This window comes from Rhodovarius sp., assembly GCF_040399605.1.
In the GTDB taxonomy this organism is placed as follows: Bacteria; Pseudomonadota; Alphaproteobacteria; order Acetobacterales; family Acetobacteraceae; genus Rhodovarius; species Rhodovarius crocodyli_A.
The window spans coordinates 1-14510 of sequence record NZ_JBBARU010000047.1 but is presented as its reverse complement, the minus strand read 5'-3'; the positions used below and the strand labels follow the sequence as shown (position 1 = coordinate 14510).

The window sequence follows — 14510 nt, the reverse complement described above, 5'->3', positions numbered from 1 at the left end:
CTTCCAGCACACCGCGATTGCGCCCATGCTGCCGTGCCACTCGTTCAGAAGAAGGTCAGCGCGGCTTGTCCAATTCCCACCGGCAGATGCATCTCGGCGTTTTCGTCCTCGGCACCGGCAATCACCACGCCGGTTGGCGCTACCCCGGCGCCGCCGACAGTTTCCTCAGCCTCAAGGGCATCCAGACCATTGCGGCGACGGCCGAGCGCGGCAAGTTCGACCTGCTCTTTCTGGGCGACGGGCTGGCGGCAAAGATGGGCGATCACCCCTCCTTCCTGGTGCGCTTCGAGCCCATCACGATGCTGGCCGCGCTGGCCGCCACCACCACGCATCTGGGCCTGGGTGCCACCGCATCCACCACCTACAACGAGCCCTACAATGTCGCGCGCCTCTTCGCCTCGCTCGATCATCTCAGTTCGGGCCGCGCGGCGTGGAATGCGGTGACCAGCTCCGGCCCCGCCGCGGGCTCCAATTTTGGCCGCATCCACCCCGCCCATGACGCGCGCTACGAGGTCGCCGATGAGTTTGTCGATGTCGTGCGCGGCTTGTGGGATTGTTGGGATGACGGCGCCGTGGTCGCGAACCGCGAGACCGGGCGATATGTGGATGAAAGCCGCGTCCGCGCGCTCGATCATGTCGGCCGTTTCTTCCAGGTGAAGGGGCCCATGACCACGGCGCGCTGCCCGCAAGGGCGGCCCGTGATTATCCAGGCCGGATCCTCCGAACCCGGCCTGGAATTGGCGGCCCGGACGGCAGAGGTGGTGTTCTCGGTCGTGCAGGATCTCGCCGAGGCACAGGCCGCCTACCAGGCGCTGAAATCCCGGCTGCACCGCTTCGGCCGAACGCCGTCCGATGTGGCACTTCTACCGGGCGTGATGCCGATCATCGGCCGTACGGATGCCGAGGCGCGGGATAAGCTCAACACCCTGCAATCCTTCCTGGGGCCGACCAGCGCGCTGACCATGCTCTCCGGGCGGTTGGGCATGGATGTCTCTGGCTTCGACCCCGATGACCTGGTGCCCGACCTGCCGCTGCCGGACACCTCGCACGGCTTCGCCCGTGCCATGCTCTCCAAGGCGCGGAGGGAGCGGATGACCTGGCGTGACCTGAGCAACCTGACCGGTGCAGCACGAGGACACTGGGTCATCTGCGGCACTCCCGCCCATATTGCCGACACGCTGCAGGAATGGTTCGAGGGCGATGCCGCGGATGGCTTCAACATTCTACCCGCCTATTTTCCGCAGGCCTTCGACGAATTCGTCGATGAGGTGGTGCCCATTCTGCAGGAGCGCGGGCTGTACCGGCGCGACTACACGGGCACCACGTTGCGGGATCACCTGGGCCTACCGCGTGCGCCGAACCTGCTGTTTGACTAATACCAAATCCCGCTGATCAAAACCGGTGCGCCCAGTCTCGCAGGCCTATCGACATGATGCGCCAAGGCATCTCGATCAGCCGGTTCCAGTAGAAGCAACAGTGCCCGACAATGTCGTCGTCGTCGGCAAACACCCGGTTGGACAGCCAGTTGTCGCGCATAAACTGCCAGACGTTTTCCATCACGTTCTGCTCCGGGTACTTCGCTGGTAGCGGAAGGACGGTGGGGTACCTCGAGGTCTGCTGACAGATGCCACCCGGCCTGATCCAGCAGCAGCACCGCGTGCCGACCTGGCTCGACCATCCGCGCCGCGGTCACGGCGTCATAGTCTCGGCCATTATCCGCCAGCGTCACCGGCAGATCGGGATGCAGCATGCGCCAGCGGGCGATTGCCAGATCGATATATGCTGGTGCCAACTCGATCGCGCGCACGCGGCGGCCGGTGCGCTGGGCGACGAGAATGGTGGTGCCAGAGCCGCCGAAGGGTTCGAACACCAACTCGCCCTCATCGGTGTAAGCCCGCATCAGGAACTCCGGCAGCACCACCGGAAACACCGCGGGGTGCTCCGTCTCGATGCCACGGCCTTTGAGGCGTGTAAGGCGCAGGACGTTGTCGGGGATCCGGAAGTCCTGCACCGGCAGGCCAGCATGCTGGTATTCGGAGATGGTGCCGTCAGCCGCGCGCGGCCCGCTGCCCTTATGGCGGCGCTCTGAAGCTTGGCGGTGGCTCAGTCCACCGCCAGATCACTCGCCAGATGGAACAGGCAATCGCCCCGCTTGGTGCGGGCGGGAATGCGCTGACACATCACCATGCCAGCCGCCTTAAAGGCGATTTCGACCGGCTTCTGCCATGGCGTCTCAGGGGTGTGGATGCGCGCGGCCGGCTGGCCCGCCACCACCATATCGCCCAAAGCCACCAGGGGCTCGAACACCCCGCCCTCGGGCGCATAGACGTAGTAATCCTGACCACGGACATCGAGGAAGCGGGTCGGCTCCGGCGGTTCCTGCCAATGCGTCTGCCCGATGATGCCCAGATGCACCAGCAGATTGCGCAAGCCGCGCTCGGCAATCTTCAGCCCTGCCGGATTGACCGTGCCACAGCCCCCCAACTCGGTGCCGAGTGAGATGCTGCCGCGCCTGTCCGCGCCACTGCCCAAAGTCTGATCGCCACCCTGGCCCTGGGCGCCGCCCTGGATGTAGCAGAAGGGGGCGCCAAAGGCCCGCAGCGCCGCCAATTGCTTGGCATAGAGTGCCGGATCAGCCGATTGCTTGGCCAATGCACAGGGCACGTAGTTCAGCGAAGACCCGCCCGAATGCAGGTCAATCACCAGATCAGCCAGCGGGATCAATTGGCTGTCGATGAAATGCGCGATCTGCCGCGTCACCGTGCCATCCGGGTCACCCGGGAAGATCCGGTTCATGTTGAGGTCATCAATCGGCGAAACCCGCCGCCCAGCCAGCGCCGCCGGATAATTCGCCATGGGCAGAATGATCACCCGGCCCTGGACCATGTCCGGGGTGAGCCATTGCGCCAGATTGGTCAGCGCCACTTGGCCCTCATACTCGTCGCCATGATTGCCCGAGGTGAAGAGCGCCGTCGGCCCCTCGCCATTCTTCACCACCACGATAGGGATGGGCAGGAAACCATAGGCGCTGTCATGGGTGGAATGGAACAGCCGAATAAAGCCGGTCTGCCGACCATCGCGGGCCAGATCTACTTCGGGGACCAGGCGTGAGGGGCGAGGGGTGTCTGGCATGGCGGTTCAGCCTTTTGCGGGGTGGATCAGATGGCAGGCCACCTGGTGGCCCGGAGTGGCTGGCAGCAATTCTGGCGCCCGCTCACGACAGAGGGGCATCACATGCGGGCAGCGGGTGTGAAAGCGGCAGCCCGAGGGTGGGTTGATCGCGCTCGGAATATCACCGGCAATGCGCACTCTGCGCCCGCGCGAGCGATTGGCCGGGTGAGAGGCCGGAACAGCGCCGATCAACGCCTGGGTGTAGGGGTGCAGCGGCGCGTCATAAATTGCCCGCTTCTCGGCCACCTCCACCACCCGGCCCAGATACATCACCGCCACCCGGTCCGAGATATGGCGCACCACCGAAAGGTCATGGGCGATGAAGAGATAGGTCAGCCCCATCTCGCGCTGCAGATCCTGCAACAGGTTCACGATTTGCGCCTGCACCGAGACATCAAGCGCCGAGACCGCCTCATCACAAACGATCAGTCGCGGCTTGAGGATCAGCGCGCGGGCGATGCCGATGCGCTGGCGCTGCCCGCCGGAAAACTCATGCGGAAAGCGCTCCATGGCGCGGGTCGGCAGGCCCACGCGTTCGAGCATCGCCCGCACCTCGCGCCGCGTTGCTTCGCCCGCTTTGGCGCCGTGGATGACCAGCGGCTCGGCCACAATGTCTTCCACCGTCATGCGCGGGTTCAGCGCGCCATAAGGGTCCTGGAAGACGATCTGCATGCCGCGCCGCACCGGGCGCATGGCAGAGCGGGGCAGGGTGGTGATGTCCTGGCCATCGAAGCGCAGCCGCCCGGCGCTGGGCTCGATCAGCCGCAGCAGCAGCCGGCCCAGGGTGGATTTGCCGCAGCCGGATTCACCCACCAGCCCCAGCGTCTCGCCGGGCATAATGCTGAGCGAGACCCCATCAACCGCGCGCAGCCGCGCCCCGGGCCTGAGACCCAAAAATCCACCACCGCCCACCTCGAAATATTTCTCCAGGCCCAGCGCCTCGACCAAAGGCTGGGTCATGAGGCGAGTTCCCGGGCGCGAAAGCAGGCGGCGCTGTGCTCGGCCTGTAGGCTTTCCAGCAGCGGCACGGCCTCGGTGCAGGCGGGCTGGGCCATGGCGCAGCGCGGGGCAAAGCGGCAGCCGGGCGGGCGGCGCGAAGGCTCGGGCAGGGTGCCCGGAATGGCCACCAGCCTTGGGCGGTCCTCGGTCAGCGAGGGCACGCATTCCAGCAACCCGCGCGTATAGGGATGCAGCGGCTGGTCGAAGATGCGCGCCACCGGCGCCTGCTCGATCACCCGGCCGGCATACATCACCAGCACCCGGTCCGCGGTCTCGGCGATCACGCCCATATTGTGGGTGATGATGATGATACCCATGCCGAATTCGTCGCGCAGATCCATCAGCAGATCGAGGATTTGCGCCTGGATGGTGACGTCGAGCGCAGTGGTCGGCTCATCGGCGATCAGCAGCCGTGGCTGGCAGGCCAGCGCCATGGCGATCATCACCCGCTGCCGCTGGCCGCCGGACATCTGGTGCGGGTAGTCATCCAAGCGCCGCGCGGCGGCCGGAATGCCCACCTTATCCAGCATGGCGATGGCACGCGCGCGCAATGCGGCGGGGGCCAGCCGCTCATGCGCGCGGATCGTCTCCATGATCTGCTCGCCGATCGAGAAAACCGGGTTCAGCGAGGTCATCGGCTCCTGAAAAATCATGCCAATGCCAGGGCCGCGAATGGGCTGCATCTGCCGCTCCGAAAGCCCGGTCAGCACCTGGCCATCAAAGCGCACCAACCCCGCCGCAATCCGCGCCGGCGGCGAGGGCAGCAGCCCCATGATGCTGAGTGCGGTGACCGATTTGCCACTGCCGGATTCACCCACAATGCCCAAAATCTCACCCGGCTTGAGGGAGAAGGACACATCCTCAATGGCATTCACCTCGCCGCGCTCGGTCATGAAGGCGGTGGTGAGGTTTTCGACGTCGAGCAGGCTCACTGCTGAATCCGCAGCCGGGGGTCGAGCACATCGCGCAAGCCATCGCCCAGCAGGTTCAGGCCCATGACGGTGATCATCAGCGCCACACCGGGAATGGTGATGATCCAGGGTGCTTCACGCATGAAATCCCGTCCCTCGGACATGATGTTGCCCCAGGTGGGTGTGGGCGGCACCGCGCCCACGCCGAGGAAGGAGAGTGTTGCCTCCGACAGCACGGCATAGGCGAAGAGGAAGGAGAGCTGCACGATCATCGGCGCCACCGCATTGGGCAGGATATGGTGGCGCAAAATCCGCCAATGCCCGGCACCCGCCGCCACCGCCGCCTGCACATACTCCATCTCTCGCAGGACAATCACCGAGGAGCGCACAATGCGCGCGGTGCGCGGAATATAGACGATGCTCAGCGCCAGAATGACATTGATGGTGGAAGGCCCCAGCACCGAGGTGACGGCAATGGCCAGCAGGATGGCGGGGAAGGCCATCAGCGCGTCATTCACCCGCATCAGCGCATTGTCGAGCCTGCGGAAATACCCCGCCGCCGCACCGATCAGCGTGCCAAAAACCGCGTTGAGCACCACTACCGAGGCGCCAATGAGCATGGAGAGCTGCGCCCCCCACACCACGCGCGACCATAGGCTGCGGCCAAAACTATCTGTGCCGAACACCCAAGCCCCGCCCGGCCCCAGGAACTTGTTGCGCATCGACAGCCGGTTCGGATCCACATCGGTGATGAAGGGCGCCGCCGCCGCGACAATTGCCACGATGCCAAACAGGACAAACCCGCTGACAAAAAGCCGGTGCCGGAACAGCCGCCGCAAAGTGGCCCGCGCGGGGTGAATGCGGCGTTCGGGGATATCCTCAGCGTCAGCCATAGCGCACCCGCGGGTCGAGCACGGCGTAGAGCACATCAACCAGAATATTCACCGCCACCAGAAAAGCCGTCACCAATAGCAGCCCGCCTTGCACCATCGGGTAGTCCCGGTTCAGCACCGCCTGGGTCAAAAGCAGCCCCATGCCGGGCAGGGAGAACAGCGCCTCCGTCACCACCGCGCCTGAGAGCAGCAGGGAGACGATAATGCCCACCACGGTCACGATCGGGATCAGCGCATTGGCCAAAGCGTGTTTGAGAATCACCACCCGCCCCGGCAGCCCCTTGGCCCGCGCGGTGCGGATATAATCCTGCCGCAGCACCTCCAGCATGGAGGAGCGGGTGATGCGCGCAAGCAACCCCGCCTGCAGCAACGCCAGCGAGAAGGCCGGCATGGTGGTGCTCTGCACCCAGCCCCAAGGGTCCTGGCTGAAGGGGATATAGCCGCCGCTCGGCAGCCAGCCGAGCTTCACGGCGAAGAGGATGATCATGAGCAAACCGAGAAAGAAATTGGGCACCGAAATGCCGATCATAGCGAACATCATGGCCGCCTGATCCATCCAACTATTCTGCCGGAGTGCGGCGATGATGCCGCATCCAATACCGATCATCAGCGTCATCAGCAGCGCATACATCGAAAGCCCAATGGTCACCGGCAGCCGCTCCATGGTCGCCGGCAGCACGCCCTTGCCCAACAGCAGAGAGCGACCGAAATCACCCTGCAAAATGCCCTTGTAGTATTGTGCTAGCTGGAAGATCAGCGGTTCATCCAGCCCCAGATCATGGCGCAACTGCGCAATCTGCGCCGGTGAGGCAGACAGCCCGGCAATCGCTGCCGCCGGATCACCCGGGATCAGCCGCATCAGCCCGAAGCTGATCAGGCTGACGATCAGCAGAACCGGTATGGCGCCGAACAGGCTGCGTATGGCGAGCCTGATCAACTCAGCGCTGCACCCAAACATTGGAGAAGCGCGGAATTCGGAACGGCACAAAGCCCTGCACATTGGCCCGCACAGCTTGCACCTTGGTCAATGCGCCGAAGGGATAGGCATAGGCGCGCTCCAGAACCAGGGCCTGCATGCGGGCGAAGGCGGCGTTGCGCGCCGCCTGGTCGGGCAGATTGTTCATATCGTTCCAGGCGGCCATCACCTCCGGGTCATCGCGGTCATCGCGGGGGCGATAGGCGGCATTGGGCGAGACCAAGAATTGCATGGTGGCCAAGGCACCCAGCGCCGGCTGCGTGCCCCAGCCGCTGTGGAAGAAATGCCACTCACTGCTGTTGAGCTGCTGCGACATCTGAATCGAGGTCGGCCAATCCACCACCCGCAGGCTGGCATTGATGCCCACCGCCTTGAGCTGCTGCTCCATCACCAGCGCCGCATTATACATCGGCGGATAGTCACGGTTGGTCAGGATAATGATCGGCTCATTGCGATAGCCGGATTCGCGCAGCAAGGCCCGGGCGCGGGTGGGGTTGTTGATATTGTAGGTCTCCCGCCCCGCCTCCGAATAGGTCGCCTGGTTGGGGTATTGGAAGCCGATATTCAGCCGGAAATTGCCGTCCGTTGCAGCATCCATAATGTCCTCGGCGCCGAGTGCTGCCTGCACCGCGCGGCGGAAGACCAGGTTGTTGGTGGGCGCCACCGAGACATTGGGCAGCGCGATCTGAATCCACCAATTCTGCAAGGGCAGCACGGTGATGGCACGGTTGCGGCGCAGCCCTTCCAGCGAGCGGGTGGGCACATCCTCCACCGCCTGCAGCGCGCCCGTCTCCAGCCCCGCCACGCGGGCCGAGGCCTCGGTGACGATGCGGAAGGTCACGGTATCGACGCAGGCGACGCGATAGCCACCAAAGCCGGTGCGCTGCTCAAAGGCGGTGTTCGGTTTATAGCCATCATACCGGCCGAGCCGGGCATGGCTGCCGGGGGTGAATTCCAGCAGGCGGAAGGGGCCGGTGCCGATGCTGCGCAGCTGCTGGCGCTCATCATTCTCCAATTCCGAGGGCACGATCACGATCGGCACCGAGAAAGACGACAGCGCCTCGATGAAGGTGGGCTGCGCCCGCTTCATGCGGATGACGAAGGTCATCGGATCTGGGGTGTCCCAGCCCGCCACATTGTCCAGCGTGCTGCGCTGCAGGCCGATGCGATTGTAGCGGTTGAAGGAGGCCGCGACATCGGCCGAGGTCAGTGCCTTGCCATTGTGAAAGGTCACGCCAGAACGCAGCCGGAAGGTGTAGGTCATCCCATCGGCCGCCGCATTCATGCTTTCGGCGAGTTCGAGAATGGGGTTGTTGTTCTCGTCCCTGGTCATCAGGGTCTCGAAGATATTCATCGCGATATTGCGGGTGGAAATCGTGCTGGAGGTCATCTGGTCCAGGGAATTCACATTCGCTTCCTGGCCGAACACGATGTCGCCGCCGCGCACCGGGCAGGTGAAGCGCTCCGCATGCAGCGACCCTGCCATGGCCAGGGAGACGAGGCAGGTGGTGAGGGCCAAGCGTTTCATATCCGGATTCCCTTTGGAAACTGACCAACTGTCCAACGCGTGACGCGGAGCGTCAACCGGCGGCGAATCGCCGCAATACATTTTCCATGATGCGGCTGACCGGCCCCTGGAAGCCGCCGCCCTGCCATAGGCTGCCGCACCAGGTGATGGAGCCCACGGCAAACACCTCGCCCCCGCCGGGGGTGGTGAAATGCACGATCTCGGCCCGCTTCAAGGCATCGGCCTTCTCGCCGCTGATGGTGGTGACGTGGGAGAGCAACTCCTCCGGCACGGTGACGAAGGAGGCCGGTGGGTCCTCCGAGCGGGCCAGAATGGCCGCATTGGCCGGGGTGCCGAGGGTGAAGTCCGCCCGGTCCAGTTCGAAGCCGGCAGCGCCTCCGCCGGATAGGCCATAATCGCCGAAGGTCTCGCCCTCTACGCCCTCGAACACCCAAGCATAGCCATCTGCAGCGGGCAGCTTGCGATAATGCGTGCCCTCGAACATCCCCTGGCCAGAAAACCCAACCCCGGCCAGCTTCTGCGGCGGCCTGCCATTGCGCCGCCACAGCCCGCCATATTGGCCATCGAGTTGCTGGTAATATTCGCCCGGATTGGCGGCCCAGGCGCGGATGCCGCCCTCGGCCCGGCGCACCTCCAGCATCCCCGGCATGGTTGCGATGCGCCAGTAAAACCCATTGCCGCCAAGATACATCATCCGGCCCTGGCCCTGGGTGTATTCGGCCAGCGCATCGAGGGTTTCGGGGGTGTGGTATTCCGGGTGGCTGCCGGTCAGCACAACCTTATAAGGGGCGAGCAGCGCCGCACCCTCCTCATGCAAATCCTCATCGGTCACGACATCAAAATCGATGCCCTTCGCCTCCATCCAGGCCAGCAGATGGGTGTCGGCCGGATAATGCCGCAGGCCCGAGCCCAGCGGGTCGTTGAAGGTGAGAAAACCCGGCCGCATGGTCAGAATGGGCCGCAGCCGCGAGGAGAGCGCGATGCCAGAATTATCAAGATGGCGGTTGTAGGTGGACGAGCCATAGACCGGGAAATCGCTGGGATTATGCGGATAAGCCCCCCAAGCCGCCACCCGCGCCTTATAGGCGGCATCGTTGTTGCCCCGCGCATGATTGGCATAGGCCTGATAGGTGAAGGTGGAGGCGAGGAAGACCACCGGCGCACCAGCCACACCCCGCGGCGGCAGGATATAAAGCGGCAACCAATCCTCACCAGCCGCGCAGGTGAGATGCAGCGCATAGGCGCCACTGCGCAGCCCCTCGGGCACAATAAATCCGAAATCGGTCTCCCAACCGCAATCACCCAGGTCATCAGCGTGGAAATGAATTGCGCCGTAATCGGCCGGCGCATGCCGCCAGCACATTTCAGCGCCGCTCCAGGCCGCGCCGGCCATTGCACGGGTGGGCGCATTGACCAGCACGCCATGGCAGGCCTGGGGGCCGATATCGGCAATATCCTGGGTGCTGATGTCCCGCGAAAAATCCCATGCGGCCAGAACAGCCGGGGGCGTGCCCGCCCATGCGGCGCAAAAACCTGCATGCAGCGCCGGCGCCTCTATTCGCCCGGTGAAATGGACACGGGGGCAGCCGACATCACGCGCGGCGATCAGCAATTGCCCGGCCCCATCGGGCAACACGAGGCCGGGATGGCTGGCCTGGGCCAGGCTGGCCTCCCCGCCCGCGAGGCTTTGCTGGCCCAGCAGGATTTGGCCCGTCGCCGGGTCAGCGCTCAGCCACAGGCGCATCCATTGCCGCAGCGGCCAGGCATGGCTGGTGGCCAGAAGCAATGCTGTCTCGCCCATCCGAATTTCAGCCCAAGCACCATCAGGCCCCACACCCAAGGTAACGGTAGAACCCGGCTGTTCCTCGCTCAGCACCGCAGCGGCATCGCCCGGCATCGCCTCCAGCATCACCAGCGCCGACCAGCAGCACGGCCCCGCCGGGCGACGCGGCGGATTGGCCACAATCGCATAGGAGCCCGGCCGGACAGGCTGGTGCCGCCCCGCAAAGCCATGCTCGAAAACGCCCGATAAATCTTCAAACCGCAGGCCCGGCCCCTCGGGGTTGGGGTCGCCCGAGATCACCCGCACCAGCCTCGCCCGCACCGGCCCGCCACCCGGCACGCTGACTTTGGCGGCGAAACCCTCCCCGGCCCGGTGAGAGAAGCGATCAAGATAGCCGGTGATCGGCAATTCGGCATGCGGCATGGTCTGGCTCCGGGCTGAGAATGTGATGCTCCGCGCCACCTCGCCCGCGGTCAAGCGGTGGTCAGCCCAGCCCCCGCCGTGCCAGTCTCAGCGATCGGCAGGGAGAGACGAGCATGGCCAATGTGGTGACCAGTCTGAGCAGCAGCCAGGCAGAAGAGCAGGAATGGGCGCAGCGCTGTGACATGGCGGCGGTGTTTCGCATCGGCGCGCGGCTGGGCTGGAATGAGCATATCGGCAACCACAACAGCCTGATGCTGCAGGGGCCCGAGCCGCTCTTTCTGATCAACCCCCGCGGCTTCCTGTTCCAGGAATTGCGCGCGAGCGACCTGATCGTTTGCAACCTTGCGGGGCAGGTGCTGCGCGGCAAGGGCGAATTGCGCAAGGTTGCCTTCCACATCCATGCCCGCATCCACATGGCCAACCCCAAGGCGGCCTGCGTGGTGCATGTTCATCCGCGCTACCTCACCGCATTGTCGATGATCGAGGGTGCGGAATTCTCCCTCTCGCACCACAACAGCCTGCTGCTGAACGACCGCACGGTCTATGATGGCGAAGGCAATGAGCCCGTGCATGATGATGCCGAGGGCGACCGCATCGCGCGCCTCATGGGCGATAAGACCATCATGCTGATGCGCGGCCATGGCGTCACTGTGGTCGGCCCCACGGTGCATGACGCCTTCGATGAGACCTATATGGCCGAGCGCACCTGCATGTATCAGATCACGGCCATGCAAACCGGCCAGCCCCTGCACAAGCTGCCCGAAGGCCTGCGCCGCAACCACACCGGCCCCTGGGGCGAGCGGCTGGATGCCCGCCTGCATCTCGACGCCTGGCGCCGCGTGCTGGACCGTGAGGAGCCGGACTATGCCCGCTAAGGGCCAGAACCTCAGCGCGGCCTGACCGGCAGGCCCTGCGCCTGGAACCGCGCTTCCACCACATCGAGGTCATGCAACCCGGCGGGATTGGCCCGGCTGGGTTGCTCATGCAGGCGCGCCGCCCGATGGGTCCGCCACAGCTGCAGCAGTCGGGCCAGTTCCGGCAGCGGCGCCTGATGATCATCCACCCGCAGGTCGATATCGGAAAAATCGTCGGTGGTGATCAGGCGCAGCGCCGCCGATCGGCGGCCCTCGCCAGGCTGCCAGGCGGCGTCCGCCACGGCGATGTTGGTGACGTGGTTTTCCGCATCAAGAATTGCGTATCGCATCAAACAATTCCCCAAATCCGCAACGCGCCGTCGCCGCCGGCCTTGTGGGCAGCAGCCCAGCCACCTGCGAAGCCTAGATCGGCCATATCCTGCGGCATTGGTCCTATCGCAAGGAAGCCTTCGACGGGGTGCTCCCCGCCTTCATCGGGAATTTCATGTGCCCGGGAAATCTCGATGGTGGTTTCGCCTATTGCCGCGCCGCCCATGCCGGACGCATCGCCATGATGCAGGGCACGGCGCCGGCCTTGTCGCCCATCACCCTTCCCACCTGCTTCCGGTGGGCGGAGCATGACCCGCTCTTCTCCTTCGCCTGGACGGGCCGCCTGGCCGAGACTTTTCCCAAGCTCGACCTGGCAATGTTCCCCGATGTGGGCCATTTTCCGCATCCTGAGAATTTCTATCGCGCCGCCAGCGGGATCAGCGTTTTTTTGCACGGCTCGCCTGACCAGCGCCACCCCCTCTCAACCCCAGCACCGGAGTTCCGAATGGCTTACGAGGTAACCCGCGATTTCATTGGCTACGGCGCCAATCCGCCCGATCCACAATGGCCCGGCGGCGCCAAGATCGCGGTCAATTTCGTGATGAATTATGAGGAAGGCTCCGAGCCCTCCTACGAACTCGGCGATGGCATCACCGAGAATGGCCTGACCGAGGCATCCGGCCTCAATCAAGTAAAATCCGGCCGCGACCTCGCTGCCGAAGGGATGTTCGAATATGGCAGCCGGGTGGGTTTCTGGCGCCTGATGCGGCTGTTCCAGGAACGCGGCCTGCCGATGACGGTCTTCGGCTGCGCCATGGCACTGGAGCGCAACCCCGAAGCCGCCGCCGCCATCCGCGCCGCGGGCTTCGATGTCTGCTCGCATGGCTGGCGCTGGGTGAAGCATTTCGAACTCTCCGAGGAGGAGGAGCGCGAGCATATCCGCCTCGCCGTTGCCAGCCAGGAGAAGAGCGTCGGCCATCGGCCGGATGGCTGGTATTGCCGCTATGGACCCTCGGTGAACACCCGGCGGCTGGTGGTGGAGGAGGGCGGCTTTCTCTATGACAGCGATTATTACGGCGATGAATTGCCGATCTGGAAGACCGTGGATGGCAAGCCGCATCTCGTCGTGCCCTATTCGCTCACCAATAATGACGGCAAATATGCCGGCTGGATGGGCACCTCCGACCAGTGGTTCTCCTACATCCGCGACGCTTTCGACATGCTGTATGAGGAAGGTGTGAAGGGCCAGCCGAAGATGATGTCGATTGGGCTGCATATGCGCCTGATCGGCCATCCAGCGCGGGCGGTGGGGCTGCAAAGGGTGCTGGACCATATCGCCAGCCGCAAGGATGTCTGGATCACCCGGCGGGTGGATATCGCCAGGCACTGGGTCGCCACCCACCCTTATAAACCGGGCTAGCGGCGTAAGCCGCCCATTATCCAGGCAGTAGCGCCTTCTTTGGGCGCTTTCAGGCATGGCGGGCCCAACTCGCCATGCTGGGGCAATGGCTGAACAGCCCGCTGATGTTAATTTGCGCGAATGCCAGACCAGATGCAGCCGGTCCGAACCCTTGCCCCCGCCGGCCACCGGCTGGATATACAGTCCGTGCGCGTGCGCTATGGCCAGTCCCTGGCGGTGCGGGATGTGACGCTCAATGTGGCGCCCGGCGAGATTCTGGCGCTTCTCGGCCCCTCGGGCTGCGGCAAGACCACATTGCTGCGCAGCATCGCCGGCTTCATCCGCCCCGATCAGGGGCGCATCACCGTCGATGGCCGCGCTATTGACTGCCAACCGCCCTGCCAGCGTGGCGTGGGCATCGTCTTTCAATCCTATGCGTTGTTTCCGCATATGAGTGCGGCCGAGAATGTGGCCTATGGGCTGGAGGCGCGCGGCCGGCCGAAGCAGGAGATCGTGCAGCGGGTCGAGGCTGCGCTGGCAGCGGTGCGAATGTCGGGCTTTGCCGCCCGCCGCCCGGCCAATCTCTCGGGCGGGCAGCAGCAGCGCGTGGCCCTCGCCCGCGCCCTGGTGATCGAACCTTCCATCCTCTTGCTCGATGAGCCCTTTGCCGCCCTCGACCGCTCATTGCGGCTGGATCTGCAATTGGAGATCAAGCGCATACAGCGCCGCTTTGGCGTCACCTGCGTGCTGGTCACCCATGACCAGGATGAGGCGATGAGCATGGCCGACCGCATGGCGGTGATGAATGCCGGCCAAGTCGAGCAGGTGGGACCACCCACTGAGCTTTACGATACCCCTGCCACCGCCTTCGTCGCGGGCTTCGTCGGCACCACCAATCGCCTGCCTGGCGTGGTGGAGGCGGTGATGGGCGAGGCGCATGACATCCGCCTCGACGTTGGCGGCGTGATGCGGGTGCAAAGCCCGCGCACCTTCAGCCGTGGCGCCCGAGTGCTGCTCTGTGCTCGGCCCGAGCAATTAACGCTGACCGGCGGCGAGGCCGGCTTCGCTGCCGAATTGCGGCTTTCCCTGCCGCTTGGCCCCTCGGTCATCCATGATGTGGTGGCCGGCGCGACCGAGTTGAAACTGCAGCAGGCCCGGCACGGCGCGCCGCCGCCGCCTGGCCCTGTGCGCATTGGCCTGCTGGCCGGTGCCCGTCCCAGCCTTTTCCCAGAAGGAGATACGC

Annotated in this window: 12 protein-coding genes and 1 pseudogene; 4 read left to right on the top strand and 9 right to left on the bottom strand. The window is 64.8% G+C overall.

All coding sequences use genetic code 11. The annotated features are described in order from the left end of the window. Nucleotides 1-65: 65 nt before the first annotated feature. On the top strand, nucleotides 66-1376 hold the full coding sequence (locus ABWP84_RS12470; protein ID WP_353212362.1) for an LLM class flavin-dependent oxidoreductase: 1311 nt from the start codon (nucleotides 66-68) through the stop codon (nucleotides 1374-1376). A gap of 16 nt (nucleotides 1377-1392) precedes the next feature. On the opposite strand, the pseudogene ABWP84_RS18540 reads toward ABWP84_RS12470, so the two are convergent. From ABWP84_RS18540 to ABWP84_RS12425, 8 genes and pseudogenes are all read right to left on the bottom strand, one after another. Continuing rightward, nucleotides 1393-2071: pseudogene (locus ABWP84_RS18540) on the bottom strand (DNA methyltransferase); the annotation flags it as partial. A gap of 32 nt (nucleotides 2072-2103) precedes the next feature. Next, nucleotides 2104-3132: a succinylglutamate desuccinylase/aspartoacylase family protein gene (locus ABWP84_RS12455; protein ID WP_353212361.1), complete on the bottom strand. Its 1029-nt coding sequence runs from the start codon at nucleotides 3130-3132 to the stop codon at nucleotides 2104-2106. A gap of 6 nt (nucleotides 3133-3138) precedes the next feature. Continuing rightward, the gene (locus tag ABWP84_RS12450; protein WP_353212360.1) at nucleotides 3139-4131 is read right to left on the bottom strand and encodes a dipeptide ABC transporter ATP-binding protein; all 993 of its coding nucleotides are present in this window, start codon (nucleotides 4129-4131) and stop codon (nucleotides 3139-3141) included. Further along, nucleotides 4128-5063, bottom strand: coding sequence for an ABC transporter ATP-binding protein (locus ABWP84_RS12445; RefSeq protein ID WP_408904268.1), 936 nt, complete (start codon nucleotides 5061-5063; stop codon nucleotides 4128-4130). Before ABWP84_RS12445 ends, ABWP84_RS12450 begins: the two co-directional genes overlap by 4 nt. Before the next feature lie 35 nt (nucleotides 5064-5098). Continuing rightward, nucleotides 5099-5974: an ABC transporter permease gene (locus ABWP84_RS12440; RefSeq protein ID WP_353212358.1), complete on the bottom strand. Its 876-nt coding sequence runs from the start codon at nucleotides 5972-5974 to the stop codon at nucleotides 5099-5101. Then, nucleotides 5967-6911 (bottom strand): ABC transporter permease, encoded by a 945-nt coding sequence (locus tag ABWP84_RS12435; protein ID WP_353212357.1) that lies wholly within the window; start codon nucleotides 6909-6911, stop codon nucleotides 5967-5969. Before ABWP84_RS12435 ends, ABWP84_RS12440 begins: the two co-directional genes overlap by 8 nt. 1 nt (nucleotide 6912) lies before the next feature. After that, the gene (locus ABWP84_RS12430; RefSeq protein WP_353212356.1) at nucleotides 6913-8478 is read right to left on the bottom strand and encodes an ABC transporter substrate-binding protein; all 1566 of its coding nucleotides are present in this window, start codon (nucleotides 8476-8478) and stop codon (nucleotides 6913-6915) included. A gap of 52 nt (nucleotides 8479-8530) precedes the next feature. Continuing rightward, the gene (locus tag ABWP84_RS12425; RefSeq protein WP_353212355.1) at nucleotides 8531-10684 is read right to left on the bottom strand and encodes a N,N-dimethylformamidase beta subunit family domain-containing protein; all 2154 of its coding nucleotides are present in this window, start codon (nucleotides 10682-10684) and stop codon (nucleotides 8531-8533) included. A gap of 113 nt (nucleotides 10685-10797) precedes the next feature. Here ABWP84_RS12425 and ABWP84_RS12420 point away from each other — a divergent pair, with 113 nt between their 5' ends. Next, entirely contained in the window at nucleotides 10798-11559 is a 762-nt protein-coding gene (locus ABWP84_RS12420) for a class II aldolase/adducin family protein (RefSeq protein WP_353212354.1), read from the top strand. A gap of 11 nt (nucleotides 11560-11570) precedes the next feature. Here ABWP84_RS12420 and ABWP84_RS12415 read toward each other — a convergent pair whose 3' ends face one another. Beyond that, nucleotides 11571-11888, bottom strand: a complete 318-nt coding sequence (locus ABWP84_RS12415; RefSeq protein ID WP_353212353.1) for a hypothetical protein — start codon at nucleotides 11886-11888, stop codon at nucleotides 11571-11573. Nucleotides 11889-12043: 155 nt separating this feature from the next. Here ABWP84_RS12415 and ABWP84_RS12410 point away from each other — a divergent pair, with 155 nt between their 5' ends. Further along, complete coding sequence (locus tag ABWP84_RS12410; protein ID WP_353212352.1) at nucleotides 12044-13288, top strand: allantoinase PuuE; 1245 nt, start codon at nucleotides 12044-12046, stop codon at nucleotides 13286-13288. A gap of 132 nt (nucleotides 13289-13420) precedes the next feature. After that, nucleotides 13421-14510: ABC transporter ATP-binding protein (locus tag ABWP84_RS12405; protein WP_353212351.1), on the top strand; the 1090-nt coding region annotated here is incomplete at its 3' end.

What these genes read in the sequence shown, in the direction of transcription:
- ABWP84_RS12445 (WP_408904268.1), bottom strand. Translation starts at nt 5,063, where the DNA reads ATGACCGAGCGCGGCGAGGTGAATGCCATTGAGGATGTGTCCTTCTCC.
- ABWP84_RS12410 (WP_353212352.1), top strand. Translation starts at nt 12,044, where the DNA reads ATGTGCCCGGGAAATCTCGATGGTGGTTTCGCCTATTGCCGCGCCGCC.
- ABWP84_RS12415 (WP_353212353.1), bottom strand. Translation starts at nt 11,888, where the DNA reads ATGCGATACGCAATTCTTGATGCGGAAAACCACGTCACCAACATCGCC.
- ABWP84_RS12450 (WP_353212360.1), bottom strand. Translation starts at nt 4,131, where the DNA reads ATGACCCAGCCTTTGGTCGAGGCGCTGGGCCTGGAGAAATATTTCGAG.
- ABWP84_RS12440 (WP_353212358.1), bottom strand. Translation starts at nt 5,974, where the DNA reads ATGGCTGACGCTGAGGATATCCCCGAACGCCGCATTCACCCCGCGCGG.
- ABWP84_RS12420 (WP_353212354.1), top strand. Translation starts at nt 10,798, where the DNA reads ATGGCCAATGTGGTGACCAGTCTGAGCAGCAGCCAGGCAGAAGAGCAG.
- ABWP84_RS12425 (WP_353212355.1), bottom strand. Translation starts at nt 10,684, where the DNA reads ATGCCGCATGCCGAATTGCCGATCACCGGCTATCTTGATCGCTTCTCT.
- ABWP84_RS12455 (WP_353212361.1), bottom strand. Translation starts at nt 3,132, where the DNA reads ATGCCAGACACCCCTCGCCCCTCACGCCTGGTCCCCGAAGTAGATCTG.
- ABWP84_RS12430 (WP_353212356.1), bottom strand. Translation starts at nt 8,478, where the DNA reads ATGAAACGCTTGGCCCTCACCACCTGCCTCGTCTCCCTGGCCATGGCA.